Annotated in this window: 22 protein-coding genes; 8 read left to right on the forward strand and 14 right to left on the reverse strand. The window is 40.6% G+C overall.

All coding sequences use genetic code 11. From position 1 onward, the window contains the following. Window positions 1-8: 8 nt before the first annotated feature. From atpG to E0H80_RS12580, 8 genes are all read right to left on the reverse strand, one after another. On the reverse strand, window positions 9-878 hold the full coding sequence (gene atpG, locus E0H80_RS12545; protein ID WP_131267491.1) for a F0F1 ATP synthase subunit gamma: 870 nt from the start codon (window positions 876-878) through the stop codon (window positions 9-11). Between the two features lie 88 nt (window positions 879-966). Further along, window positions 967-2,511 carry a F0F1 ATP synthase subunit alpha gene (atpA, locus tag E0H80_RS12550; RefSeq protein WP_067864594.1) on the reverse strand — a complete coding sequence of 515 codons (1,545 nt, stop codon included), beginning with the start codon at window positions 2,509-2,511 and terminating at the stop codon, window positions 967-969. 62 nt (window positions 2,512-2,573) lie between these two features. Then, a complete protein-coding gene (locus tag E0H80_RS12555; RefSeq protein WP_131366327.1) occupies window positions 2,574-3,110 on the reverse strand; it encodes a F0F1 ATP synthase subunit delta in 537 nt (178 codons plus the stop codon). 11 nt (window positions 3,111-3,121) lie between these two features. Further along, window positions 3,122-3,592 carry a F0F1 ATP synthase subunit B gene (locus tag E0H80_RS12560; protein ID WP_067864601.1) on the reverse strand — a complete coding sequence of 157 codons (471 nt, stop codon included), beginning with the start codon at window positions 3,590-3,592 and terminating at the stop codon, window positions 3,122-3,124. 38 nt (window positions 3,593-3,630) lie between these two features. Then, window positions 3,631-3,876 carry a F0F1 ATP synthase subunit C gene (gene atpE / locus E0H80_RS12565; protein WP_000424060.1) on the reverse strand — a complete coding sequence of 82 codons (246 nt, stop codon included), beginning with the start codon at window positions 3,874-3,876 and terminating at the stop codon, window positions 3,631-3,633. An 82-nt stretch (window positions 3,877-3,958) separates the two neighbouring features. After that, window positions 3,959-4,834 (reverse strand): F0F1 ATP synthase subunit A, encoded by an 876-nt coding sequence (gene atpB / locus E0H80_RS12570; protein ID WP_067864605.1) that lies wholly within the window; start codon window positions 4,832-4,834, stop codon window positions 3,959-3,961. A gap of 105 nt (window positions 4,835-4,939) precedes the next feature. Further along, a complete protein-coding gene (locus E0H80_RS12575) occupies window positions 4,940-5,338 on the reverse strand; it encodes an ATP synthase subunit I (protein ID WP_067864608.1) in 399 nt (132 codons plus the stop codon). Window positions 5,339-5,508: 170 nt separating this feature from the next. After that, a complete protein-coding gene (locus E0H80_RS12580) occupies window positions 5,509-6,348 on the reverse strand; it encodes a metal ABC transporter solute-binding protein, Zn/Mn family (protein WP_131366329.1) in 840 nt (279 codons plus the stop codon). Window positions 6,349-6,489: 141 nt separating this feature from the next. Between E0H80_RS12580 and E0H80_RS12585 the strand changes: the two genes are divergently transcribed. From E0H80_RS12585 to znuB, 3 genes are read left to right on the forward strand one after another with little or no spacing between them, the layout of a single operon-like run. Continuing rightward, window positions 6,490-6,984: a transcriptional repressor gene (locus E0H80_RS12585; RefSeq protein WP_131366331.1), complete on the forward strand. Its 495-nt coding sequence runs from the start codon at window positions 6,490-6,492 to the stop codon at window positions 6,982-6,984. Further along, window positions 6,960-7,751, forward strand: a complete 792-nt coding sequence (gene znuC / locus E0H80_RS12590) for a zinc ABC transporter ATP-binding protein ZnuC (protein ID WP_067864619.1) — start codon at window positions 6,960-6,962, stop codon at window positions 7,749-7,751. The genes E0H80_RS12585 and znuC overlap by 25 nt, the downstream gene beginning before the upstream one ends. Before the next feature lie 3 nt (window positions 7,752-7,754). Then, window positions 7,755-8,555: a zinc ABC transporter permease subunit ZnuB gene (gene znuB / locus E0H80_RS12595; RefSeq protein ID WP_131366333.1), complete on the forward strand. Its 801-nt coding sequence runs from the start codon at window positions 7,755-7,757 to the stop codon at window positions 8,553-8,555. 90 nt (window positions 8,556-8,645) lie between these two features. Here the strand turns inward: znuB and E0H80_RS12600 are convergent, their stop codons facing one another. Beyond that, window positions 8,646-9,269 (reverse strand): LysE family transporter, encoded by a 624-nt coding sequence (locus E0H80_RS12600; protein WP_131366335.1) that lies wholly within the window; start codon window positions 9,267-9,269, stop codon window positions 8,646-8,648. A 162-nt stretch (window positions 9,270-9,431) separates the two neighbouring features. Here E0H80_RS12600 and E0H80_RS12605 point away from each other — a divergent pair, with 162 nt between their 5' ends. Further along, complete coding sequence (locus tag E0H80_RS12605) at window positions 9,432-10,352, forward strand: Dyp-type peroxidase (RefSeq protein WP_131366337.1); 921 nt, start codon at window positions 9,432-9,434, stop codon at window positions 10,350-10,352. A 113-nt stretch (window positions 10,353-10,465) separates the two neighbouring features. On the opposite strand, the gene E0H80_RS12610 is transcribed toward E0H80_RS12605, so the two are convergent. The 3 genes from E0H80_RS12610 to E0H80_RS12620 are packed head-to-tail and all read right to left on the reverse strand — an operon-like array spanning window position 10,466 to window position 15,710. Beyond that, the gene (locus E0H80_RS12610) at window positions 10,466-11,191 is read right to left on the reverse strand and encodes a hypothetical protein (protein ID WP_131366339.1); all 726 of its coding nucleotides are present in this window, start codon (window positions 11,189-11,191) and stop codon (window positions 10,466-10,468) included. After that, complete coding sequence (locus E0H80_RS12615; RefSeq protein WP_131366341.1) at window positions 11,188-12,846, reverse strand: glycoside hydrolase family 19 protein; 1,659 nt, start codon at window positions 12,844-12,846, stop codon at window positions 11,188-11,190. Before E0H80_RS12615 ends, E0H80_RS12610 begins: the two co-directional genes overlap by 4 nt. Next, window positions 12,846-15,710, reverse strand: coding sequence for a type VI secretion system Vgr family protein (locus tag E0H80_RS12620; RefSeq protein ID WP_131366343.1), 2,865 nt, complete (start codon window positions 15,708-15,710; stop codon window positions 12,846-12,848). The genes E0H80_RS12615 and E0H80_RS12620 overlap by 1 nt, the downstream gene beginning before the upstream one ends. Window positions 15,711-15,929: 219 nt before the next feature. Between E0H80_RS12620 and E0H80_RS12625 the strand changes: the two genes are divergently transcribed. The 3 genes from E0H80_RS12625 (at window position 15,930) to E0H80_RS12635 (ending at window position 20,288) form a co-directional block, all read left to right on the forward strand. Beyond that, on the forward strand, window positions 15,930-17,084 hold the full coding sequence (locus tag E0H80_RS12625) for a methionine aminotransferase (RefSeq protein ID WP_131366345.1): 1,155 nt from the start codon (window positions 15,930-15,932) through the stop codon (window positions 17,082-17,084). A 121-nt stretch (window positions 17,085-17,205) separates the two neighbouring features. Further along, a complete protein-coding gene (locus E0H80_RS12630; protein WP_067864639.1) occupies window positions 17,206-18,573 on the forward strand; it encodes an MATE family efflux transporter in 1,368 nt (455 codons plus the stop codon). A 353-nt stretch (window positions 18,574-18,926) separates the two neighbouring features. Next, window positions 18,927-20,288 carry an LLM class flavin-dependent oxidoreductase gene (locus tag E0H80_RS12635; protein ID WP_131366347.1) on the forward strand — a complete coding sequence of 454 codons (1,362 nt, stop codon included), beginning with the start codon at window positions 18,927-18,929 and terminating at the stop codon, window positions 20,286-20,288. 113 nt (window positions 20,289-20,401) lie between these two features. Here the strand turns inward: E0H80_RS12635 and E0H80_RS12640 are convergent, their stop codons facing one another. Next, on the reverse strand, window positions 20,402-21,229 hold the full coding sequence (locus tag E0H80_RS12640; RefSeq protein ID WP_131366349.1) for an ABC transporter ATP-binding protein: 828 nt from the start codon (window positions 21,227-21,229) through the stop codon (window positions 20,402-20,404). 37 nt (window positions 21,230-21,266) lie between these two features. Next, window positions 21,267-21,482, reverse strand: a complete 216-nt coding sequence (locus tag E0H80_RS12645; RefSeq protein WP_086193917.1) for a TOBE domain-containing protein — start codon at window positions 21,480-21,482, stop codon at window positions 21,267-21,269. A gap of 221 nt (window positions 21,483-21,703) precedes the next feature. Here E0H80_RS12645 and E0H80_RS12650 point away from each other — a divergent pair, with 221 nt between their 5' ends. After that, the gene (locus E0H80_RS12650) at window positions 21,704-22,801 is read left to right on the forward strand and encodes a sigma-54 interaction domain-containing protein (RefSeq protein WP_131366351.1); all 1,098 of its coding nucleotides are present in this window, start codon (window positions 21,704-21,706) and stop codon (window positions 22,799-22,801) included. The last annotated feature ends 53 nt before the right edge of the window (window positions 22,802-22,854 follow it).

The raw sequence follows: 22,854 nt of genomic DNA on the forward strand, positions 1-22,854 counted from the left end.
AAATAATGTTAAACGGCAGCGGCACCACCAACGATCTCAGAAATTTCCTGAGTAATCGCGGCTTGACGCAGCTTGTTATAAATAAGTTGTAGGCTCTTGATGATGTCACCCGCATTGTCGGTCGCAGCTTTCATTGCCACCATACGTGCAGATTGCTCACATGCGATGTTTTCAATCACACCCTGATACACCACAGACTCGATATAGCGAACCAATAAACCATTTAATAGCTCTTCAGCTTCTGGTTCATAGAGATAATCCCAACCGTATGAACGGTTTAGATTCTCGCCTTCTTCAGCAGCTGCTAAAGGAACGAGTTGCTCAATCTTTTGATTTTGAGTCATGGCATTCACGAAGCCGTTAGACACTAGATAAATACGATCTAACTCGCCTTTATCAAATGCATTCAACATCACCTGTACAGAACCAGATAACTGTTCAAGACTAGGAGCATCACCCACTTGAGTGTTTGCACCAAGCACTTTACCGCCGTAGTTTTTAAAAAACGAAACCGCTTTTTGACCAATTAAAGCAAATTGAACTTCAATTGACTGCTCTTGTTGCTGTTGGACGTGTTTAACCACTTTCTTGAACAGATTAATGTTCAAACCACCAGCAAGGCCACGATCTGAAGAAACAATGATATAGCCAACCCGTTTTACCGGACGTTCAACCATATAACGGTGTTTGTATTCAGGATTCGCTTGGACCAAATGAGCAATTACACGGTGCATATTTTCGGCATACGGACGGCCTTGAGCCATGCGCTCTTGCGCACGACGCATTTTAGAAGCAGCTACCATCTGCATCGCACGCGTAATTTTCTGCGTCGACTTGATACTAGCTACTTTGGCGCGAATTTCTTTTAAATTTGCCATACGCTTAACCTAGTATTCGAAGGCTTTTTCAAGCCTCCGAAGGTTGATTCCGTGAACCAAGCCTACTAGCTTTTAGCTATTGCTAAAATTAGTAAGTTTGAGTCGCTTTAAAGCTTTCAATACCAGCTTTGAATGCAGCTTCGATTTCTTTATCCCAAGCACCAGTCTCGTCAATTTTTTGCATTAACGCAGCGTTTTCTGAACGGAAGTAAGAAACAAGCGCAACATCAAATGCAACGATTTTATTCACTTCAACGTCAGTCATATAACCTTCGTTAGATGCATAAATTGAAACAGCTTGGTCAGCAATTGAATATGGAGCATATTGTTTTTGCTTCATTAATTCAGTTACACGTTGACCATGTTCAAGCTGTTTACGAGTTGCTTCATCAAGATCAGAAGCGAACTGAGCAAACGCTGCCAATTCACGGTATTGCGCCAAAGCGGTACGGATACCACCAGACAATTTTTTGATGATCTTAGTTTGCGCAGAACCACCAACACGAGATACAGAGATACCCGCGTTCACAGCAGGACGAATACCTGCATTGAATAATGATGTTTCCAAGAAGATCTGACCATCTGTAATCGAAATTACGTTAGTCGGTACGAATGCAGATACGTCACCGGCTTGAGTTTCAATAATCGGTAATGCAGTTAATGAGCCAGTTTTGCCAGTAACTTCACCGTTAGTGAATTTCTCAACGTATGCAGCAGATACACGTGAAGCACGTTCAAGTAAACGTGAGTGTAAATAGAATACGTCACCAGGATATGCTTCACGACCTGGTGGACGGCGTAAAAGCAATGAAATTTGACGATACGCAACAGCTTGTTTAGACAAGTCATCATAAATGATAAGCGCGTCTTCACCACGGTCACGGAAGTATTCGCCCATTGTACAGCCAGAGTACGGAGCCAAATACAGCATTGCTGCTGGATCAGATGCACCTGCTGCGACAACAGTTGTATACGCCATAGCGCCAGTTTCTTCCAGCTTGCGCACAACGTTAGCGATAGTCGATTGTTTTTGACCGATTGCTACGTATACACATTTAATGCCAGAGTTTTTCTGCGCGATGATCGCGTCGATCGCCATTGCTGTTTTACCAGTTTGACGGTCACCAATGATCAACTCACGTTGACCACGGCCTACAGGGATCATTGTATCTACTGATTTATAACCAGTTTGTACAGGTTGATCCACTGATTGACGCCAAATTACGCCTGGTGCTACTTTTTCAACAGCATCAGTTAATTTAGCATCAATTGGGCCTTTAGCATCAATTGGGTTACCCAAAGCATCTACTACACGGCCTAAAAGTTCTGGACCAACCGGAACTTCTAATACACGACCTGTGCAACGCGCTTTTTGACCTTCTTGAAGGCTTAAGTAGTTACCTAAAACAACGACGCCCACTGAATCCTGTTCTAGGTTCAGTGCCATACCAAATAAGCCGCCGTCGAATTCGATCATTTCACCGTACATTGCATCAGCAAGGCCGTGAATACGCACAATACCGTCGGAAACCATAACAATGGTCCCTTCGTTCTTAGCGGTTGCGCTGGTGTCCAGATCGCCGATACGCTGTTTAATGAGCGCACTGATCTCGGATGGATTCAGTTGTTGCATTGCGCTATACCTCAATCTTTTTAAAGTTCAGTCTTCTTCTATGCAGTAATTTTTAAAAAAAATTACGCAAGAAGACGAGTCCGCATTTTTTCAAGCTTGTTAAGTGCAGAGTCATCTATCACTTGGTCGCCTGCACGAATAACAACACCTGCAATTAACGCAGGATTCACTTCTACAGTTACATTTACCGCAGCGTTAAATTTTTTCTCTAACGCTTGAACCAGTAATTGTTCCTGTACAGCAGTTACAGGGAATGCTGATTCAATCACAACATCCACAGTATTGTTATTCTGTGATTTGAGCAGTTCGTATTCTGTTTCAATTTCAGGTAACAACGCTAAACGATCGTTGTCTGCAAGAAGAGTCAAAAAGTTTGACACTTCTTGAGTTTGATTCTCACCTAAAACTTTTGCAAAAACACTCACCTGCTCAGCAGGAGTAAGCTCAGGGCGATTCAAATAAGCGGAAAATGCTTCGTCTTGCACCGCAGCACTGAGCACTTGTAACACATTCGACCAATTGTCAGTTGCACCTTGCTCAGAAGCGAAAGCAAATGCTGCTTTTGCGTACGGGCGTGCCAACGTCAAGAGTTCAGCCATAATCGCCTCGCTTAAAGTTTAGCAGCCAGCTGAGTAAGCATGGCATTGTGAGCTTCCGCATCAACTTGCTGGTTCAGAATTTTTTCTGCACCAGTAACTGCCAAGGCAGCAACTTGTTGACGTAATTCTTCGCGTGCAGTATTGATTTCAGTATCAACAGTTTCTTTCGCCTGTTGACGAATACGCTCACCTTCAGCAGATGCTTGGGTACGCGCTTCTTCGATCAATTGTGCACCACGACGGTTCGCTTGTTCGATCAATTGAGCCGCTTGTGCTTTTGCCACATCTAATTCAGCTTTCACTTGAGCTTGCGCATCGGCAAGGTCAGCTTTTGCTTTTTCAGCAGCATTTAGCCCATCAGCGATACGACGCTGACGTTCACTAATCGCATTGATTAGTGGTGGCCATACAAACTTCATGCAGAATGCGACAAACATCGCAAACGCAATTGCTTGGCCAATCAATGTGAGGTTGATATTCATAGCTATTCCTCAATAGTTTAATTTAGGAATTAAGCTGATTAACCTACAAATGGATTAGCGAAGATGAAGAACAAGCCAATACCAACACCGATCATAGGCACAGCATCAAGAAGACCTGCGATTAAAAACATACGAGTTTGAAGTTGTGGAGCCAATTCTGGTTGACGTGCAACAGCTTCAAGGAAACGGCCGCCTAAAAGACCAAAACCAATCGCAGTACCTAAAGCACCAAAAGCGATCAAGATAGCAGATGCAATTGCAACTAGACCTAAAGTGAGTTCCATGAAAAATTCCTCAGAGGTTAGGTTTTACCCAATTAAATTAAAAATTGTACCCAACCATCTTATGATAGTTAGGCAATTACCATTAATGCTTTTCGCTTGCCATGCTCAAATATACGATAGTCAGCATCATGAAAATAAATGCTTGTAGCGTGATAATTAAGATATGGAAAATAGCCCATGGCACAGACAATGCCCATTGGATCCAGAACGGTAGTAACGCGATAAGGATGAAGATTAACTCACCCGCATACATGTTACCGAACAGTCGTAGAGCCAATGAAATTGGACGTGCAAGGAAAGTTACCAATTCCAAAAGCAAGTTAAATGGAATTAAAAGCGCTTTAGCGATTGGATTCTTTGGATTGAACGGGTTCAGCGCTAACTCACCAACAAAGCCACTCAAACCTTTTTCACGAATACTGTAGAAAATAATGAGAGCGAATACAGATAAAGACATCCCTAATGTGATGTTTGGATCTGTTGTTGGTACGATTTTGAAATACACACTGTGTGGATCCATTCCGAATACATTGCTACCAATAAGCGTAGCTAAATGAGGAATGAAATCTACCGGCATCAAATCCATTAAGTTCATGAGGAAAATCCACACAAAAATGGTCAGTGCAAGCGGTGCAATCAAACGTGACTTTCCGTGGAAAGTATCACGAACACTTGAATCAACAAACTCAATGATCATTTCAATTGCTGACTGGAACTTGGTAGGAACACCAGAGTTTGCAGCTTTCGCTACACACCAGAACAACAAACAGAAAATCACACCCAGCGTGATTGACCAACCCATTGAATCCAAGTGAATAGCAGTGAACCCCATCTGTTGAGCTTCATCAGTAGTCTCAGCCAACTTCCACGAGCCATCAGGCATCTTGCCATAGGTCATATTGGTCAAGTGATGCTTGATATACTCGGTCGAAGTAAGCGCATGTTCTTCAGCAGCCATAAATCACACCTGGTCAATGTCAAATACTAAATAGAGTGAACGAACATCGCGTGCTGCCTGATATCTCGTCCATCTCCTAAAAAACTTTTCAATTTTTTGTTGTGCTTATACCCGTTTTTGTAGACGTGACGCTAAAAAAGGAGCGACCCACGACATGGCTTGAACGAGGATAAAACCACAAAACAACGCTCCCGCTGACAACGGTTTAACGTTACTTAAAATTAAAATGAAACCAACGATCACAATCGCAAACTTGCCCATCAGGCCTCTATACATGTTCGAAAGAACCTGCTTTGAAGCTCGCGCACCTGCGGCTCGAAATGATTGCCAAGAAAAATAACAACTTGCAAGCCAGCACACCAACGCACCAAGCGCAGCGCTGTAAGCTGCAGTTGAGTCTTTCAGGACCCACCCTATCAAGGCTGAAACAGGAATCATGCATGTTTGTAAGATGACCAAAGCTTTCGCTAATCGTCGATCAATCATGCGACTAGTTCGGCTCATTATTTATTCACTCACAGCAATCATGCTTGACAAGTTTAGCTGATGATCGTTTTAATCGCAGGCATTATAGAGTTACACCCCTGAACATGCAATCTTTTCCCGACCTAAGTCTTGTTTTTTTCAACGATTAAGTTGCTTTGTTACTAATCAATAGTTGTTTATTTTTTGTATTACTTTCGTGCATTTAGCACGCAGTTATGGGTTTGCTCGGCAAGTTTCTTCCATGCCACCACAAAATCCCCTGCCCCGCGCATACTTTCATCTACGGCCTGAAAGGTAATCGGATTTAATTTTTGGTACTGGTTTTTACTGGCATGCCCTTCTGCCAACAGACACATATTGCGACTTGGACGACTATCATTTAAGTATTTAATTTGCGCCATAGTCGGTGCAACATGCGGATCATCGGTTAATGCACCGGCAAATTTCACATTTAAGGCACGTTCTAAATATTGATAAGCATCGTGATATGCCCAGTAAGCCTTTGCAGATGAGTTCGTATTATATTGTTGAGCAGCCTGAAACATCTCTTGTGCAAAGCGCTTGGCGTTCGCCCAATAGACCTCTTTATATTCAGGTAATTGTTGTGAACGCAATGCAGCTATAAAGAAGCCAATCCGCACTGCATTATTTGGATCAAGCCAAACATGGGTATCGACCGTATTGTTTAAAGCGCCCCCCCGGGAATTGCGCTGCGGCAACGTTTGCACGATACCTGAATCTAAAATAGAAATGGCTTTGGGATTATCCGACAACAGCTTATCAAGCGGTGCTTCATGCGCTTTACCCAACCAGATCACCAGTGATGCATCTAGAATGGCTTTGCGATGTGCAGGCGTAAGCGTGACATCGTGTCCGGTTTGATCCGCCAATAACAATACAGGCTTTTCAACCCCTTGCGTGATTTTTTCAGCAATAAGATAAACTGGATGCATAGAAACCACTAAACTCTGTGACCAGCTTAAGCTACTGAATAAAGCAAGCGCACAAAATGCAAAGAAACGGGACATGAAAGAAGATCACCAAATATTCAACAGGTGTTATAATATAACAATTCGACAAAAATACCTACGTCTAATCGAAACCGGTATCGCTTCATGTTAAGATTTAGGGTTGGTTTGTTTTTATAAATTTCGCACTTGAGGGTAGCTATGAGCTCATGTTCTCATGAACATCACAATGCATTACATGGCGTACATGACCATCATAATGTCGAAACACGTCTTGCTGAAGCGGAAAATCTCTGTGCAATCACTGGTGCGCGTTTAACCCCCTTACGCAAAGAGGTATTAGGCCTGATTTTAAATGCTTCAGGTCCCATGGGCGCATATGACTTACTGGCTAAAATCAAGAGCGATTCAAACCGCCCTGCTGCCCCACCGACGGTTTATCGTACTTTAGACTTTTTATTGGAAAAAGGTTTAATTCACCGTTTAACTTCTATTAATGCCTACATTCCTTGTTGTCATCCGCGTGAAGGACATCAGGCTGCATTTTTAATTTGTACCGATTGCAAAAATGTGACCGAAGCTTCTGCACAGGGTTTATTAACACAATTAGATGCGCTTTCAGCATCTGATCAATTTACTGCACATCACAGTATTATTGAAATTTCTGGGATATGTCAGCAGTGTCGCAACAAATAATAACAGCCCTTCCACTGATTGCATTAGACAAAATCAGTGTACGTATCGATGAGCGTGACATTTTAAAAAATGTCGATTTCGCCTTGCATGAGCGAGAAATTGTTACGCTGATTGGTCCGAATGGCGCAGGGAAATCTACCCTAATTAAAGTCCTTTTAGGGATTGTTAAAGCCAATGCAGGCAAAATTCATAGCAATAAAAAATTAAAATTTTCTTATGTGCCGCAAAAGTTTAATCCCTCGCACAGCCTGCCTTTGCGTGTAAAAGACTTATTGGCTTTAGAAAAATGTGATGCCGATAGAAAAGCAGAAATTATTTACGATACCGGTATTACTAAATTACAAGATGCTAAAGTTCAGCAACTTTCAGGTGGTGAACGGCAACGTGTCTTGCTGGCACGTGCTTTACTGCGCCAACCCGATGTTCTGGTGCTTGATGAACCGATGCAAGGTTTAGACATTCAGTCTGAAGCTGAACTGTACGAATATGTTAGAAGCTTGCCGATCAAATATGGCTGTGCGGTGTTAATGGTATCGCACGACCTGCAATGGGTGATGCAAGGTACGCACCGCGTGGTGTGTTTGAATAAGCACATTTGCTGCAGCGGTTTACCTGAAAATGTACAGAAGCATCCAGAGTATCAAGCCATTTTTGGCACCAACCGAGCATTCTATCAGCATCATCATGATCATTGCGCGCATGGTGACAGTGCAACTCCGTGCCAGCATGATCCCCGTCCTCATATTCACCCAGAACCGGAAGCTTAAGCCATGATGGAATGGTTACAACTATTGTTGCCTGCATGGACCATGGGAACATTACTGGTGTTTCTGACTGCTCCGCTGGGTTGTTTAATGTTATGGCGACGGATGTCGTTTTTTGCCGATACTATGGCACATGGCACTTTACTGGGTGTTGCTATTGCCGGTGCCTTAAGTCTGCCACTGTGGTTAGGCGTGACCTTTTTGGCATTTTTATTGGTCGGTGTTTTATGGGTGCTGCATGACCCTCGTCTGCCCAATGATGCTTTGCTGGCGCTCTGTTCAGCCACCCTGCTCTGTTCAGGTTTAATGTTTATTCAGCATATTCCAAGCTTAAGACCGGAACTGCTCAGCTATTTGTTTGGTGATCTGCTACAAATTTCCTGGTCAGATCTACCCATGTTTGCTTTTGTCATTCTTGCTGCACTGGCTGTGCTATATAAAAACTGGCAAGCGCAAATTCAAATTGCAATTGATCCTGATATGGCCGTCAGTGAAGGTGTGAATGCCAAATGGCAACGTCTGGTGTTTATGTTGTTATTGGCACTCTTTACCGTATTGGCTTTACGTGCCGTAGGTTCATTATTGATGGGTGCTTTACTGGTGATTCCTGCATTAACTGCACGCTTACTGGCTCATTCTCCGAAACAGATGGTGATTTGGGCTTTTGTGATTGCTCAAATTGGAATAACCGTTGGTCTATGGTCTAGTGCAGGTTTAGATACCTCCACCGGCTTAACCATTGTGCTGACCATGGCGATTTTATTTGCACTGATTTTTGCAGTACAGAAAGTGAAGAAGATGGCTTAATCTTTCCTTTATATGCATTATTTTAAGATGCTTTTTATTTTCCAACAAACTCTGCCTCACCCTCTCCTTTTCAGGAGAGGGAAAAAGTCTTTACTGATGACTGATCAAACTCAGTAATCCGGCTGCACAGCTGAATAATAGCGCAAAAGTACGGTTCATATACTTTTGCTGTTTTGGCGATTTCAGTAACCGTAAAACTTTAGCTGCCAGTCCGGTATAGCCCGCCATCACAATCAAATCAATTGTAATCATGGTTATCGCCATAATCAGATATTGTATCCACTGTGGTTTGGACAAATCCAAAAACTGTGGCAACACCGCAAGTAAAAATACAATGGCTTTGGGATTACTCAGATTAACCAGGAAACCATGCAAGACCAATTTGGCAATTGATTTATCCGGCTGTTCCTGCTGAATCTCAATCGACTGGGTCGCTGCGTTCCATTGCAAATAAGCCAGATACAACAAATACAGCACGCCAAACCATTTCACCACTAGAAAAGCCCAGGGCGTAGTTGCAAACAGCACCCCTACCCCAGCAGCAACAATGCCAATTTGCAGCAACAATGCAACTTGCAGACCTAAAGCATTCCAGTAGCCGCGTCGAAAACCATAGTTTAAACCACTCGACATTGAGGCAATTGCACCTGCGCCAGGAGAAATACTAATTACCCAACACGCCAGCATATACGCCAGCCAAACCTGGTAAGACATAAAATATAAGCAGATAAAAGTTTGTGACGATTATAAGACTTTTCACGCTTATGAAACGTTAAAAATCAATAATCAAAATAAAAATTTGGGCTATTCACCTCGGCAGTGATAGGGCACAATAAAGCCAACGACGTATTTTATAAAAATTGTTAGGAGCCATGTATGACTGCCCAATCTGTAATTTTACCGTTACCTTCAGATCATGCGCGGTTTATTGTTTTGCGTTTAAAAGACTTAACAATTGATGAGTTAAAAGAAAAACTTGAAGATTTATTTACTACACGTGATCGTTTAATCACCCAGCATCCCAATGCACAAATTAAAACCGCTGTAGCGTTTGGTCCCGAACTTTGGGCAAAACTTTATAACCAGACACCTGCTGGTTTTAAACAGCTTGAGCCGATTCAAGGTTCATTTCAAATGCCTGTTTCCGCTGCTGATATATTGATTCATGTGGCATCGCAACGCACGGATATTTGTTTTGCATTAAGCCAATCTTTCTTTGAAGGCATTCAGGATAAAGTTGAAGTACTGGATGAACGTGTATGTTTCCGTTATTTCGATGGGCGTGATATTACCGGCTTTATTGATGGAACGGAAAATCCACAATTCCCCGATGACCGTGCCGAAGTCGCTTTATTGGGTGAAGATGCGGGAATTTTTGCCGATGGTTCTTTTGTATTTGCACAGCGCTATACACATAATCTGGAAAAATGGAAACAGCTAAAAGTTGATGCGCAAGAAAATGTAATGGGTCGCAGTAAGTTAGAATCGATTGAACTGGATGATGAGGTTAAACCCAAGAATGCTCATATTGCGCGTATAGTAATTGAGGATGAGAAAGGTGAAGAAATGGAAATTTTACGTCACTCTCTTCCATATGGTGAAGGTCGAGGTGACCAAGGCTTATTCTTTATCGCTTATACCAAGAACTTAGAAATTATCGACCATATGTTAAAACATATGTTTGGTACAGCTGGTGACGGTATTCATGACCGCCTGCTTCACTTTGTAACTCCAATAGATGGTGCTTATTACTTTGCCCCGAGTGAGGAGTTGTTGGAAGAAGTGTTGGAAGGGTGAAGTAAAATGTAGCTACGAACAAAGTAGCTACTTTTTACTTAAGAAGAATCAGATAGCTAAATTTTCTCAACCTAATCAAAGTACACCCTAGCATCATAAGGATGTAAAAAAAATCAATTACATACTGTTGTATCTTGACATGCTATCCACCCTGAAGTCGTTCGACCATTTTTATTTGTATATACAATATTTAGCCATCTAGAACTTACTTCTTTTATTATGAATTTATCACCTTTTATCAAATATCCGATATGTTCGGGTGTAAAATTATTAACATCATTAATAAATGTTTTACGAAGTACCATTCCATTATTAAGCTTATCATTCATCCAATCTTTAAATAACTTTGAATTTAATTCATTTTTTAAGTCACTCTGAGTAGAATAAGGAAATTTATATATTATTTTTTTAGTTTTAGAAGCTATTATGTCACCGCCATCACCGAAAAAATTAGATAAACCCTCATTCTCCTTACAAAAATTATTTTTATTACATTCATAAGCACGTATCATATAATATTTATTTAAATAATTAAATCTATTTAATGGATCTCTATAATCTTCACTAAATGAAATTCCAAGAAAAATAATATTATATTTATCCTTTAAATTATTAGAAAATACATAATCAATTTTCACATCTCCACTAGGAACTTCATAAGAATCTATTTTATTTATTTTATTCTTACAATCACCTACATATATATCCAGTTTATTGACAATATTTTTGGAATTAACACACTGATAAGCATTTACTTTAAATATATTTTTTGCATAAATAGAAGAATTTAATATTATAGTTAGAAAAATAAATATTAATTTCTTAAAAAAATAATTCATTTGCATATACCATATTTAAGAATAAATTTTCTAGCTATATCTTTTTTTGCTATTTTTCTTTCATTCAATTTCATTTCTCCACCATTTACTAAGCGTGTTATAGAAGTTGTTATATTATCCGAATCAATTTTTATGCCTTCACTTGCAGTAAGACTAACTATTTTTCCATTTTTTTTATTTTTCCAAAACCAAATCCCAGTCTCTACGGCTACACTATAATTGTTTTCTAAAAGATTAGGATTATTAATAATATCTAACCCTGTTCCTTTAGCACAATCTTCATATCCTATAAAATGGGTTAAGTGTAATAACCCCCTTCCTCTATAATCTCTATTAGGATATTTATCATTTCCATATAAATGAAAACCATAAGCAGCATCATTATCGGCTAGATGACTCCAGATATAATTAAGTTTCTGCTGTCTACTATATTCTCCCATGCCACGTCTCTCAAAACCTAAATTTATTGCCGTTGGAGATATTCTATAAATATTTTCAGGTTTTTTAAAAGTTTTCTTAGTATAATTCAAACTCTCTCTTAGTTTTGTAAAATTCTCAGTTTCTATTTGTCCTTGAGCTAAAATATTAACTAAGTCTTTACAAGAGTTTACTTCATATTTTTCCATAAATTTAGGTAACTGCAATAATGCTTTTTGAAATTCAGCTTTAGCTTTTGGAGCTATAGTTTTTATGAAATCAATATCGATTTTTAAAGATTTCCCACAAGTTTTACATTCAATACTTTCTGTAATAGGTTTATTAATATTCGGTTCACTTTTCGCTGTGCTACCGATTGTTACATCCACGTCTAAATGCAACTTAACTGAACTTTCATTTATTATTTTTGGTAAATAGTTTATAGGTTTTAATGGTGTACCATCAGGTTTATATACTGTTATCCTTACCCACTTTCCAATATGACCACGAACTACAATTTTTCCATTTGAAGTAGTGATTATATTCTTTTCTCTACTCTCTAAAGCCAATATTTCAACGTTCGTTTTTTCTACAATATAGTTATTATTATTTCTATCTAGCAGAGTTATTGTAAATAAACTTTTAAAATTATCATATGGTTCATCTAATTTAATAAGAATTGGCTGTTGTGACCCATTGCCGGAATTTACAGATTTTTTTAGAACAAATCCATCACTCGATGTAAGTACTAAAATTTCTATTTCTCTATTTGGAGAAGATTCTATTTCTACAATCCCATCTTTATTAGTAGAACGTTCAAAAGCTTTTTTATTTTTACCTTTGGGTCTAGATTGAACAGGAAAATCAACTATAACTTTTCCTTTACTATCTATAACTTTAAAGAGAGTAATCACTGTTCCATTTGTAGGCTGTTTTACCTTTCCCGTTTTATATTCCTCAATAGTTTTTGGCAATTGAACTTTTATCGGATTAAGTTCAGATGAAACTATCGATGAGTTGATCGTTTTAAAAACTTTATAATCGCTAGCATTCGGTGGTTTAGCTAAAATCTCGATTGTCCTATTTGGAGATGCGTGAAAGATGAAAAATCCTTTTTTATCTGTATTTTGCAGATTTTCTTTGGTTGATTCTTTATAACGAGACTGTACATTTAAATTGATAATTCGACGTCCCGATTTATCATAGAATTTAGAGGTAATAGTGACTAAATTACTCATTAATCAAAGTCCTCTTCCGTATAAACTTCATCATTCTCAAAAATCTCTTCTTCAATTTCTTCCATCAGTTCATCAATATTGTCATTTGGTATTTCCTGACTTAAATAAGTATTTAAAGAGTTAAATCCTAATGCTGTAAATTCTGATTGTTGTGCAGTATAGAATCTTAAGGAACTAATATTTTTTTCGCTATCTAATTCATTTTTAGTATTTTTAATTAATTTTCCATCTGATTTACCCACAATGAAAATTTCCTTTTCACCTGCAGATGATCTGCTCCAACTATAATCAATTTGATTGCTATACGGAGTTTCAAGCATTGGTAAACTTACCTGAGGTGTTAATACTTTCCCCCCTCCCACAAAACTATGCTGCCCCGCCTTACTCTCAAACTTGCCACCGGTCGTGGTAAAAATACCTTCACTATTAATTTTTATTTGTGAACCACCAGCGGTCAGTACAATCTCTTTAGGGCTGATCATTTCAATCTTATCTTCAGTCGAAATCAGCTTAATGATTTTGCGAGCTATGACTTCAATTGCATCATCCTGAGCTTGTAATTCAACTTTTCCTTTTCCTGCATATAACTTTGCTCCTTGTTGTGCGGCAAAAAGACTAATTTTTTTACTTGCATGCCCAATCAAAGACTTTTGTGTACTGAAGTTAATACTTTCGCCTGCAGTATGATTAATCTGTTGATCTGCTGAAACATGAATATCTTTATTTGTTGTCAGGGCAATCGAATGAGGCGCAGCGAGTAGCATTAAAGCCTGCTTAAAATTATCCGCCTTTTCTTTTTCCCCACTTTCAATTTGCTCCAGAAAAACCTTTAAATTTTCTAAAACATCTAACGGATCTGTCAGCTGATTCTTTGCGATTTGACTCAATGCTTCAGAATTATTCAGACTCGATTGCAGTTGATTTATTGCTTCATTTGTACTGAGATGATGAGTACTGGCTTGATCTTGAGGATGTGTCGAAATCAGTAACCCCTTACCCGCACGAACAGCTCCATATTGGTCGGTTCTTAGCTCAAACCCTTCACCACGGCCGCTACTGGTTTCGGCAGCTTTAGGATGGCTCAAGTTACCCAAATTCAACTGACTGGCACCATGACTGCTCTGCAATTGGCTACTGATCTGTCCTGTTGTGTCATCAAAACGGAGTTGGTTAAAGCCCGCACCACCGACCTCTTGCGAGCGAATACCACTCAATTTTTTGGTATCAGGCAACTGGCCTTTAATATCAAACATGGTCTGATGACGTTCAGCTTCATGAATACGCCCGACGACAAATGGTCGATCAACATCACCTTCAAAAAAGTCGATCACCACAATTTCACCAATTCGAGGATGAAATCGCGCGCCATACCCTTCACCGGCCCAAGGGGTTAACACATCCACCCAAGCTGAATCGGTATCGTTGTCATTACTCCCTGCACCGCCATCGTGATCATGGTCGTCCACACGCGTAAACATGAAACGGACTTTGATACGTCCCCATGCATCCACAAAAATAGTTTCACCTTCAGGACCCACCACTTTGGCACGTTGTGGATAAGCTACCGGTCGATGCACTAAAGGATTATATTCAGGCACCACGGGGACGTTACGGCGTATCACATACAGCTCATTGGCTTGTCGTTCATCGCCCTGATGCTGCCAGCGACTCAAGCTTAATAACGCATCTAGCTGACGAATAATGTCTTTGGGTAAATTATTTTGGTTATAAAAAGCTTTGCCCAGAATTAGAAATTCTCTGTCCGAACCTGAATGCAGGTCAATTTCTGGATGATCAGTTAATTCAAACCAATACCCCACCTGTGCATCACGCACACTGCTATTGGCCGTGAAGTATTTGGCCTGCAAGTCTTGATATTGAGACAGCTGCTGATTGAGTTTTTCTAACTGCTGGCTGCCCGAAGTCGTGGTCTGATCCTGACCGGTTAAATCTGCTGTCCATGCCGGACTGATGCTCCAGACTTGCTCCAAGCTCAAGGTTTCATTGTCTTGTACATCACTATGCCGATGATTAGTCAGCAAACTATTGGCTTGATCTTGAGACTGACTGCCAGGTTGCCAGCGTTGTAGCTGAATGGCGGTAGACTGCAAAGAGCGTTCGGCAATAAAACTGGTGATGCTGTCTAAGCGTTCCGTGGCATGACTGCGATGGAATCGGATCGATCTTCTGTTTAAAGCACTATATTGATTATTATCATCAATTAAACGCAGTTTCTGCGGCTGAATTGCGGAGGAGGAAACTGCAACACGGTGTTCAGACTCATCAATCAGCCAGTTAATGCCTTCACTGCGCCACAGTCGGGTCAGAAATTCATAATCCGTTTCATTGGATTGCATCACAAACGGACGGATATCGTATTCTCGGATTAAGCCTTGAGTATTTAGACTTAAGCTGGCTGCAAATAAGCTACTTTTAGCTTGCCATTCCTTAAACAGTATTTCACTGATATCGCATACGCTTTTGTTCATAAACACACGACTATTCCGGCGCTTGTGCCAGAGTGCTGTCGCATCTTCAATGGTCAGCTTATACAGGGTGAGCGCCCCATCACTGTGACCTTGGCTGGCGCCCGTCACCATACCCGTAATTCGAGCGAGTTCACCGAGATCCGTCACCTGATCGACCGCTACTCGTCCAGCAATAAATTGCTTGAGGGGAATATAGGCATTGGTTGACAGGCAAATCAGTTCAGCCTTGAAGCCATGATTAATCCGATGTTGTCCTTCAATTCTTTGAATAAAGACCTGAGGATTGAGTAGTTCGTTAGAAAAAGATATATGCAGGGCGCGTTTTTGCAAACTTAAGCCCATAGCTTCAATTACAGTCTGAATAGTGTTTAACATAATAATTTATTATTTTAAGAATATTATTTTAATAAGTGGCTGCATTCTAGGAAATGTTGTTTTTTTAGTCTAGTGAGTTTTTTGTTATTTTGATAAAACTGCATTCTTAAATGCATAAGATGAGCTTAAAAAATGTAGCGATTAAATCTGGAGTTTTATTTTTCCAATCCATGCTTGCTGCTACACTGAAAAGAATAACAATATTCAAGAGTTCGGGTCATGCTTGACTTCCATTCCAAATTACCTGCACAAGGGCTGACTATTTTCAGCGTGATGACTGCAATGGCACATCGTCTGAATGCGTTAAATCTCTCTCAAGGTTTTCCCGATTTTGCAGCTCCGCCGGCATTATTAAAAGCTTTAAGCCAAGCGACTTTAGAGGGTTTTAATCAATATGCACCCAGTGATGGACTAATTTCGCTACGTGGACAATTGGCACATCAATTTTTAAAACGCGATCAACTGGTGATTGATCCCATCACTGAAATCACCATTACTCCAGGGGCAACCATTGGGATTTTTTGCACCATTCAGGCCCTCATTCATGCCGATGATGAAGTTATTATTTTTGATCCCTGCTATGACAGTTATGGACCCAGCGTAAAACTGGTGGGCGGCAAAGCCATTCATATTCCGCTGCTTGCGCCCGAGTTTTCCGTAAACTGGAATCAGGTTAAGGATGCCATTAACCACAAAACCCGAATGATCATTGTGAATACTCCTCACAACCCCACCGGTGCAATTTGGTCACATCAGGACTGGTTGAATTTAATTGAACTGATTCGGGATAAAAATATTGTGGTGCTGTCCGATGAAGTCTATGAACATCTGGTTTATGACGGTCAAAAACATTATTCAGCGCTTTCTTTTCCTGAATTGCGTGACCGCAGTATTGTGGTCGGTTCTTTTGGGAAAACCTTCCATGTCACGGGCTGGAAAACTGGTTACTGCATTGCCTCACCCGAATTGATGAAACTATTTAGACAGGTGTATCAATTTGTCAGTTTCTGCGGTGTCACCCCCATACAAATGGCACTGGCGACATTTATGCAGCAACATCCTGAACATATCGATCAGCTGGCCGATTTTTATCAGGACAAACGCGATCTTTTTAATGCCGGTATTCGCAACTCTCGCTTTTACTTTACCCCATCGCAAGGAACTTATTTCCAGAACCTAAATTACAGTGCCATTCGTCCCGATTTAAACGATGTCGAGATGTGTAAATTTCTTGCAGAGCATCATGGTATTGTTGCCATTCCAGTGTCGGTTTTTTATCAGCAAGCGCCCGAAAATTTACGTTTAATCCGTTTTTGTTTTGCCAAAAAAGATGAAACTTTGGAACAAGCCTCTGCCATTTTATCTGCTGTTTAGGTTCATGATTACTTCATAAATTTAAGCCTTAGTTACTTAACAACTAAGGCTTTTTTAAGCCAATTCAGGTAGGGTGAGCTTAAATCTGAAAAATGATAAAAATACTTTTACAGGACGCTCAATGGCTCACCATAAATCACTGCTCACTCAACAGAAATTATGGAAAACTTTTTTAGTTTTCCTGCTGCCATTGATTGCGACCAATATTTTGCAAAACCTGTCAGGAACGATTAATACCGTTTTTGTGGGGCAAATGATGGGAGTGAATGCCATTGCCGCCGTGGCTGTGTTCTTCCCGATTTTGTTCTGTTTGATGGCTTTTGTGATTGGCCTTTCAGCGGGCGCAACGGTATTGGTTGGGCAAGCCTGGGGGGCTAAAAATGTTGAAAAAGTGCGCTGTGTCGTTGGTTCGACCCTGTTTATGACTTTAATTGGCGGCAGTATTATTGCCCTGCTTGGGGTGCTTTTTGCTGAACATATTTTGCTTGCCTTAGGCACAGATCCAGACGTCATGCATCTGTCCCTGCCTTATGTACAGTGGATGCTTGCCGGCAGTCCGTTGCTGTTTATTTATATTATTTATACTTCAATTTTGCGCGGTGTCGGTGACAGTACCACCCCGCTGATTGCATCCGGCATGACCATTCTGATTGGTGTCATGATCACCCCAGTGCTGATTGCAGGGTATTTTGGTTTTCCGAAAATGGGCATCGTTGCACCTGCCATTGCCACCATTGTCGGATACCTTGCGGTACTGATCTTTTTGGCGGTGTACTTAAACAAAAAAGATCATCCACTTAAACCTGACCGCCATCTGCTCGGTCATATTCGTCATCAACCTGAACTCAGTAAAATTATTCTGCGTTTAGGCGTTCCAACCGGGATTCAAATGGTCACGACATCCGTTGCCGGTTTGGTGATTGTCGGCTTGGTGAATCATTATGGTTCACATGCAACCGCCGCCTATGGTGCAGTCAATCAGGTGCTGAATTACATTCAGTTCCCTGCCCTGTCTATATCTATTGCTGCTTCCATTTTTGCCGCTCAAGCCATTGGTGCGGGTAAATCGGAACTCCTGAACAAAGTCACACGTACCGCACTCGGTATGAATATCATCATTACAGGTGGCCTAGTAGCATTGGCCTATCTGTTCTCAAAATATCTGATGGCACTGTTTATCACTGACCCGACAGTGGTGGTACTTGGCCAGCAACTTTTATTTATTGTGTTGTGGTCGATTATCTTCTTTGGAGCGAGTGCCATTTTTGCTTCAATTATGCGTGCCAGTGGTACCGTAACTGTTCCCATGATTATTAATATTGTTGCGATTATTGGGATTGAAGTGCCGTGCGCCTATTTGTTCAGCCAATGGTGGGGCTTGCAAGGCATTTGGTATGCCTATGCTTTGGCCTTTGTCTGTTTATGTATTCTACAAGGTCTGTATTATCAGTTTGTGTGGAAGAAAAAAACAGTTGAGGCCTTAATTTAAAAACCAATATGTTGTTGCACAACTCAATACCGCTGAAGCGTCTTAACACCCTAGTGCTGAAAAGTGCCCTGCGGGCATTTTTTATGCTGCATTTAAAGATCCCATCCTTTTAATTTTTCTAAAAGACAACATCGAAACAGAGATTGTCCTTACTCCGTCAATAACTAGCTTTTCATATAAGCACTGCATTTTTTCTACTGTCTCATTTGAAACAAAGCACCATTTTTACTGTTCAATTTTAAACACATAAATTTTATATTTATTTTATATTATTGTTTTAACTATAGTTTATTATTGGCACAAAGATTGAATTAGATGTTTTGAATATTTATTAGAATCCATAGGATATAACAATGTCAAAACGTCAAATTAAACTGGGTGCCTTTATTCCACCGACTTCACAACATTTAGCCGGTTGGCGCCATCCTGAATCTCGTCCACAAGATCACCTGAATTTAGACTATATTATTGAACTGGCACAAACCGCAGAGCGCGGCTTATTCGATGCCTATTTCCTTGCCGATGGCTTATCGATTAGTTGGGGTAATGCTGTAGAAGGCACCAAAGGTTTAGGCGACAAAGCAGTCGGGTTCGAACCGGTCACTTTGTTTGCTGCCCTGTCTGCGGTGACCAAGAACTTGGGATTTATTGCAACCGCCTCGACCACTTATGAAGATCCCTATATTTTGGCACGTAAATTTGCCTCACTGGATCATCTTTCCAAAGGTCGCGCAGCATGGAATGTCGTGACTACTGCCTCGTCCGATACCGCGCGTAACTTCGGCCTAGAACGACATCCAGATCCGAAAACACGTTATGAACGTGCAGATGAATTTATTGAAGTCACGCAAAAGCTTTGGGATTCATGGGAAGATGATGCCTTTGTGTATAACAAACACAGTGGTGAATTCTTTAATGCCACCAAATTCCATGCGCCAAAACATCAAGGCAGTTTTTTCAAGGTGGAAGGTGGTCTAAACGTACCGCGTCCGCCACAAGGCTATCCTGTCATCGTACAAGCTGGTCAATCGGAAGATGGACGTGAACTGGCAGGTAAATATGCCGAAGTAATCTTTACTGCACAGCAAAATTTAGCCGATGCGCAGGAATTTTACCGTGATGTTAAAAGCCGCTTAACCAAATATGGTCGTCATGGCGATGAGCTTAAAATTATGCCGGGTGTTTCTATTTTTGTGGCGAAAACCGAACAAGAAGCCCAAGAAAAATACCAATTATTGAATAGCTTGATTCACCCCGAAGTGGGCTTAAATCTGCTTTCAGGTCTTTCTGGCGGTATTAATTTAGGTAAATTTGACCTCGATGCGCAGTTCCCGAAACTTGAAGATGCCGATATCAATTTCTCCAGTCGTCAGCAAATGATGATTGATATTGCACATAAACATAATTTCACCATTCGCCAACTGTATGAATATATTGCATCCGCACGTGGGCATTGGACTCTAATCGGTACGCCTGAACAGGTCGTGGATCAATTACAAAGTTGGTTTGAAAATGAAGGCGCAGATGGCTTTAACATTTTACCTCCCACTAGCCCTGCTGGTCTGAATGACTTTGTTGACTTTATTGTGCCTGAACTGCAACGCCGTGGTTTATTCCGTACCGAATACGAAGGTTCAACCTTACGTGAAAACTTAGGCTTAAAATATCCAGAAAACCAGTATGTTTTGGCACGTCAGGAAGTGAAAGCGTCTTAATTTAAAACCAGTTGAATTTCCCTCATTCATGAGGGATTTTTTATGATTGAATAGTTTCAATCGACATCAAAAAACCCGCTTTACGCAGGTTTTTGGATAAAAATAAATGACGACTACCAAGCAAATTGATAATCTGAAAACTTCAGTGGCTGTTTATTGCTATGTAATTGGTCTTTTAACGGATCGCTAAAATCGAGCAAAATATTATTTTTGATATTGTGCAAGCGCACATCTTCACGTTTACGCGGATGCGCAACCTGCACCTCCACAATGCGTTTAATCCGACCGGGATGGGGTTGCATTACCACCACACGATCACCTAAAAATACCGCTTCTTCCACATCATGGGTCACAATCACCATGGTGATTTTTTCTGCCTGCCAAATCTGCTGCAATTCATCTTGCAGATTCTGTCGGGTTAAGGCATCCAGTGCACCAAAGGGTTCATCCAGAAACAAAATTTCCGGACGATTCACCAAACTGCGTGCAATAGCCACGCGCTGGTTCATCCCGCCTGAAAGCTGTGATGGATAAGCATTGGCAAAATTGGTGAGATTCACCAATTCCAGATGTTCATCGATGATAAGATCTTCTTCAGCACGGCTCAGGTTACTTTGATGTAGTGCAATCCGTACATTTTCACGTACGCTTAACCACGGAAAAAGACGGTGGTCTTGAAACACGATGCCGCGGTTTAAACTGGTGCCAAAAATCTTTTTGCCATCTACCTGAATCTGGCCTTGATAGCTATTTTCTAGTCCAACCAATAAGCGTAACAGTGTAGATTTTCCACAACCACTGCTGCCGACAATACTGATAAATTCACCCGGCTGAATATCTAAATTAATATTCTCCAGTACGGTTAATGCTTCATTATTTTGGGTCGGATAGGTTTTACTGAGTTGCTGAATAGATACATGGCCGGTCTGTTGCTGTGTCATAGCTCAATTCTCCTGTAAAGCTTAAGGCAATGGCGAATTAAAGTTTCGCCAAAGACACTTCCGTCGATTTGATCAATACCACTACTTCAGAACCGACTTTAAGATCGAGATCTTTGACAGAACGTGTACTGATAATTGAAGTAAAAAGACCGGCTTTGGTTTCCACATTTATTTCTGAAACAACGTCACCTTCTAATACTTCTTGAATAACGCCTTTAAATTGGTTACGTACATTAACCGCTGTGATTGTCATTATAATTACTCTGTGTTTATGATGTTCTTAATATAAAATATTTTTTACTGATTATTTATCTCGATTTAATATTTAGTTATGCGCTTTATTTATCTATTTAATAGATATATTTATCAAAAACATTTATGCAGCAAAACAGATAATTAAATATCGTTTTATTATTTATTTTTCGATATTAAATATTTCATGATGAGCTGAATTTTTATAATGAAGCAAATCATATGTCTATATTAACGCATCCTAGCGTCAGTCAGACGGTTCGCTACGAACGCGCACGAGCGACCGTCTTTGAAGATCCACTGTCAAAGGCTTTACTTGAGCGCATTGAACAGATTGCACCAAGCGATGCCAATGCCTTGATTATTGGCGAAACCGGTACCGGTAAGGAACTGGTTGCCAGACAAATTCATGCCCTAAGTCATCGTGCCAAAGCTCCTTTTATTGCGGTGAATTGCGGTGCTTTAACCGAATCTCTGGCAGAAAGTGAGTTATTTGGCCACGAAAAAGGCGCGTTTACCGGCGCGATTCATCAGCGCATTGGCTGGTTTGAAGCTGCGCATAATGGCACCTTGTTTCTAGATGAAATTGGCGATTTATCACTGTCGATGCAGGTCAAATTACTGCGGATTCTACAAGAACGCGAGATTGTTCGGGTCGGATCCTTAAAACCAATTCGGATTAATGTACGCATCATTGCCGCGACCAATGTCGACCTTGAAAAAGCAGTGCTGGAAGGCAAATTCCGTGAAGATTTATTTTACCGTTTATATGTCGCTTTGCTGCGTATTCCCAAGCTTTCAGAGCGTCGTGATGACATTTTACCTTTGGCGAAATTCTTTGTGGAACGTTATCAAACGGATCCGCATGCAACGCCGTTACGCATCAGCCCGCTGTCGGTAAAAAAACTGTTACAACATCGCTGGCCGGGTAATATCCGTGAACTGGAAAATACCATTCACCATGCAGTTCTGGTCAGCCAAAATGGCGTGATTGAACCGGAAGATATCCGCTTTTCCAACCTGTTACATAGCCGCAGCAAAGGGCAAAATCAGGGCACACAGCAAAACGATTTAGATATAAGCGCATTGCCGGAAATTTTGGCCAACGCCGATGCTGAAAAATTATTGCAATCCACCTTTCAGCATTTGTTCCAAGCCTCGCAGCAATTGCCGCAACTCAATATCAATGAGTTGATTGAAGAGCAATTTATTCGCAGCGCCTATACTTACTGCGAGTACAATCAGGTACATACCGCCAGGTTACTGGGTGTGACACGAAATGTGATTCGCACGCGTTTAATGAAATATGCATTATTATAATAAGGCTAATTTTAAATATAAAATAATATATTTAAAATTATATTCATCATTTC

Source organism: Acinetobacter sp. ANC 4779, from assembly GCF_004331055.1.
In the GTDB taxonomy this organism is placed as follows: Bacteria; Pseudomonadota; Gammaproteobacteria; order Pseudomonadales; family Moraxellaceae; genus Acinetobacter.

What these genes read in the sequence shown, in the direction of transcription:
- E0H80_RS12585 (WP_131366331.1), top strand. Translation starts at nt 6,490, where the DNA reads ATGAGCTCATGTTCTCATGAACATCACAATGCATTACATGGCGTACAT.
- E0H80_RS12580 (WP_131366329.1), bottom strand. Translation starts at nt 6,348, where the DNA reads ATGTCCCGTTTCTTTGCATTTTGTGCGCTTGCTTTATTCAGTAGCTTA.
- E0H80_RS12610 (WP_131366339.1), bottom strand. Translation starts at nt 11,191, where the DNA reads ATGAATTATTTTTTTAAGAAATTAATATTTATTTTTCTAACTATAATA.
- E0H80_RS12630 (WP_067864639.1), top strand. Translation starts at nt 17,206, where the DNA reads ATGGCTCACCATAAATCACTGCTCACTCAACAGAAATTATGGAAAACT.
- E0H80_RS12615 (WP_131366341.1), bottom strand. Translation starts at nt 12,846, where the DNA reads ATGAGTAATTTAGTCACTATTACCTCTAAATTCTATGATAAATCGGGA.
- E0H80_RS12645 (WP_086193917.1), bottom strand. Translation starts at nt 21,482, where the DNA reads ATGACAATCACAGCGGTTAATGTACGTAACCAATTTAAAGGCGTTATT.
- atpB (WP_067864605.1), bottom strand. Translation starts at nt 4,834, where the DNA reads ATGGCTGCTGAAGAACATGCGCTTACTTCGACCGAGTATATCAAGCAT.
- E0H80_RS12555 (WP_131366327.1), bottom strand. Translation starts at nt 3,110, where the DNA reads ATGGCTGAACTCTTGACGTTGGCACGCCCGTACGCAAAAGCAGCATTT.
- E0H80_RS12620 (WP_131366343.1), bottom strand. Translation starts at nt 15,710, where the DNA reads ATGTTAAACACTATTCAGACTGTAATTGAAGCTATGGGCTTAAGTTTG.
- E0H80_RS12605 (WP_131366337.1), top strand. Translation starts at nt 9,432, where the DNA reads ATGACTGCCCAATCTGTAATTTTACCGTTACCTTCAGATCATGCGCGG.
- atpG (WP_131267491.1), bottom strand. Translation starts at nt 878, where the DNA reads ATGGCAAATTTAAAAGAAATTCGCGCCAAAGTAGCTAGTATCAAGTCG.
- E0H80_RS12650 (WP_131366351.1), top strand. Translation starts at nt 21,704, where the DNA reads ATGTCTATATTAACGCATCCTAGCGTCAGTCAGACGGTTCGCTACGAA.
- atpA (WP_067864594.1), bottom strand. Translation starts at nt 2,511, where the DNA reads ATGCAACAACTGAATCCATCCGAGATCAGTGCGCTCATTAAACAGCGT.
- E0H80_RS12635 (WP_131366347.1), top strand. Translation starts at nt 18,927, where the DNA reads ATGTCAAAACGTCAAATTAAACTGGGTGCCTTTATTCCACCGACTTCA.
- E0H80_RS12640 (WP_131366349.1), bottom strand. Translation starts at nt 21,229, where the DNA reads ATGACACAGCAACAGACCGGCCATGTATCTATTCAGCAACTCAGTAAA.
- znuB (WP_131366333.1), top strand. Translation starts at nt 7,755, where the DNA reads ATGATGGAATGGTTACAACTATTGTTGCCTGCATGGACCATGGGAACA.
- znuC (WP_067864619.1), top strand. Translation starts at nt 6,960, where the DNA reads ATGTCAGCAGTGTCGCAACAAATAATAACAGCCCTTCCACTGATTGCA.
- E0H80_RS12575 (WP_067864608.1), bottom strand. Translation starts at nt 5,338, where the DNA reads ATGAGCCGAACTAGTCGCATGATTGATCGACGATTAGCGAAAGCTTTG.
- E0H80_RS12600 (WP_131366335.1), bottom strand. Translation starts at nt 9,269, where the DNA reads ATGTCTTACCAGGTTTGGCTGGCGTATATGCTGGCGTGTTGGGTAATT.
- atpE (WP_000424060.1), bottom strand. Translation starts at nt 3,876, where the DNA reads ATGGAACTCACTTTAGGTCTAGTTGCAATTGCATCTGCTATCTTGATC.
- E0H80_RS12560 (WP_067864601.1), bottom strand. Translation starts at nt 3,592, where the DNA reads ATGAATATCAACCTCACATTGATTGGCCAAGCAATTGCGTTTGCGATG.
- E0H80_RS12625 (WP_131366345.1), top strand. Translation starts at nt 15,930, where the DNA reads ATGCTTGACTTCCATTCCAAATTACCTGCACAAGGGCTGACTATTTTC.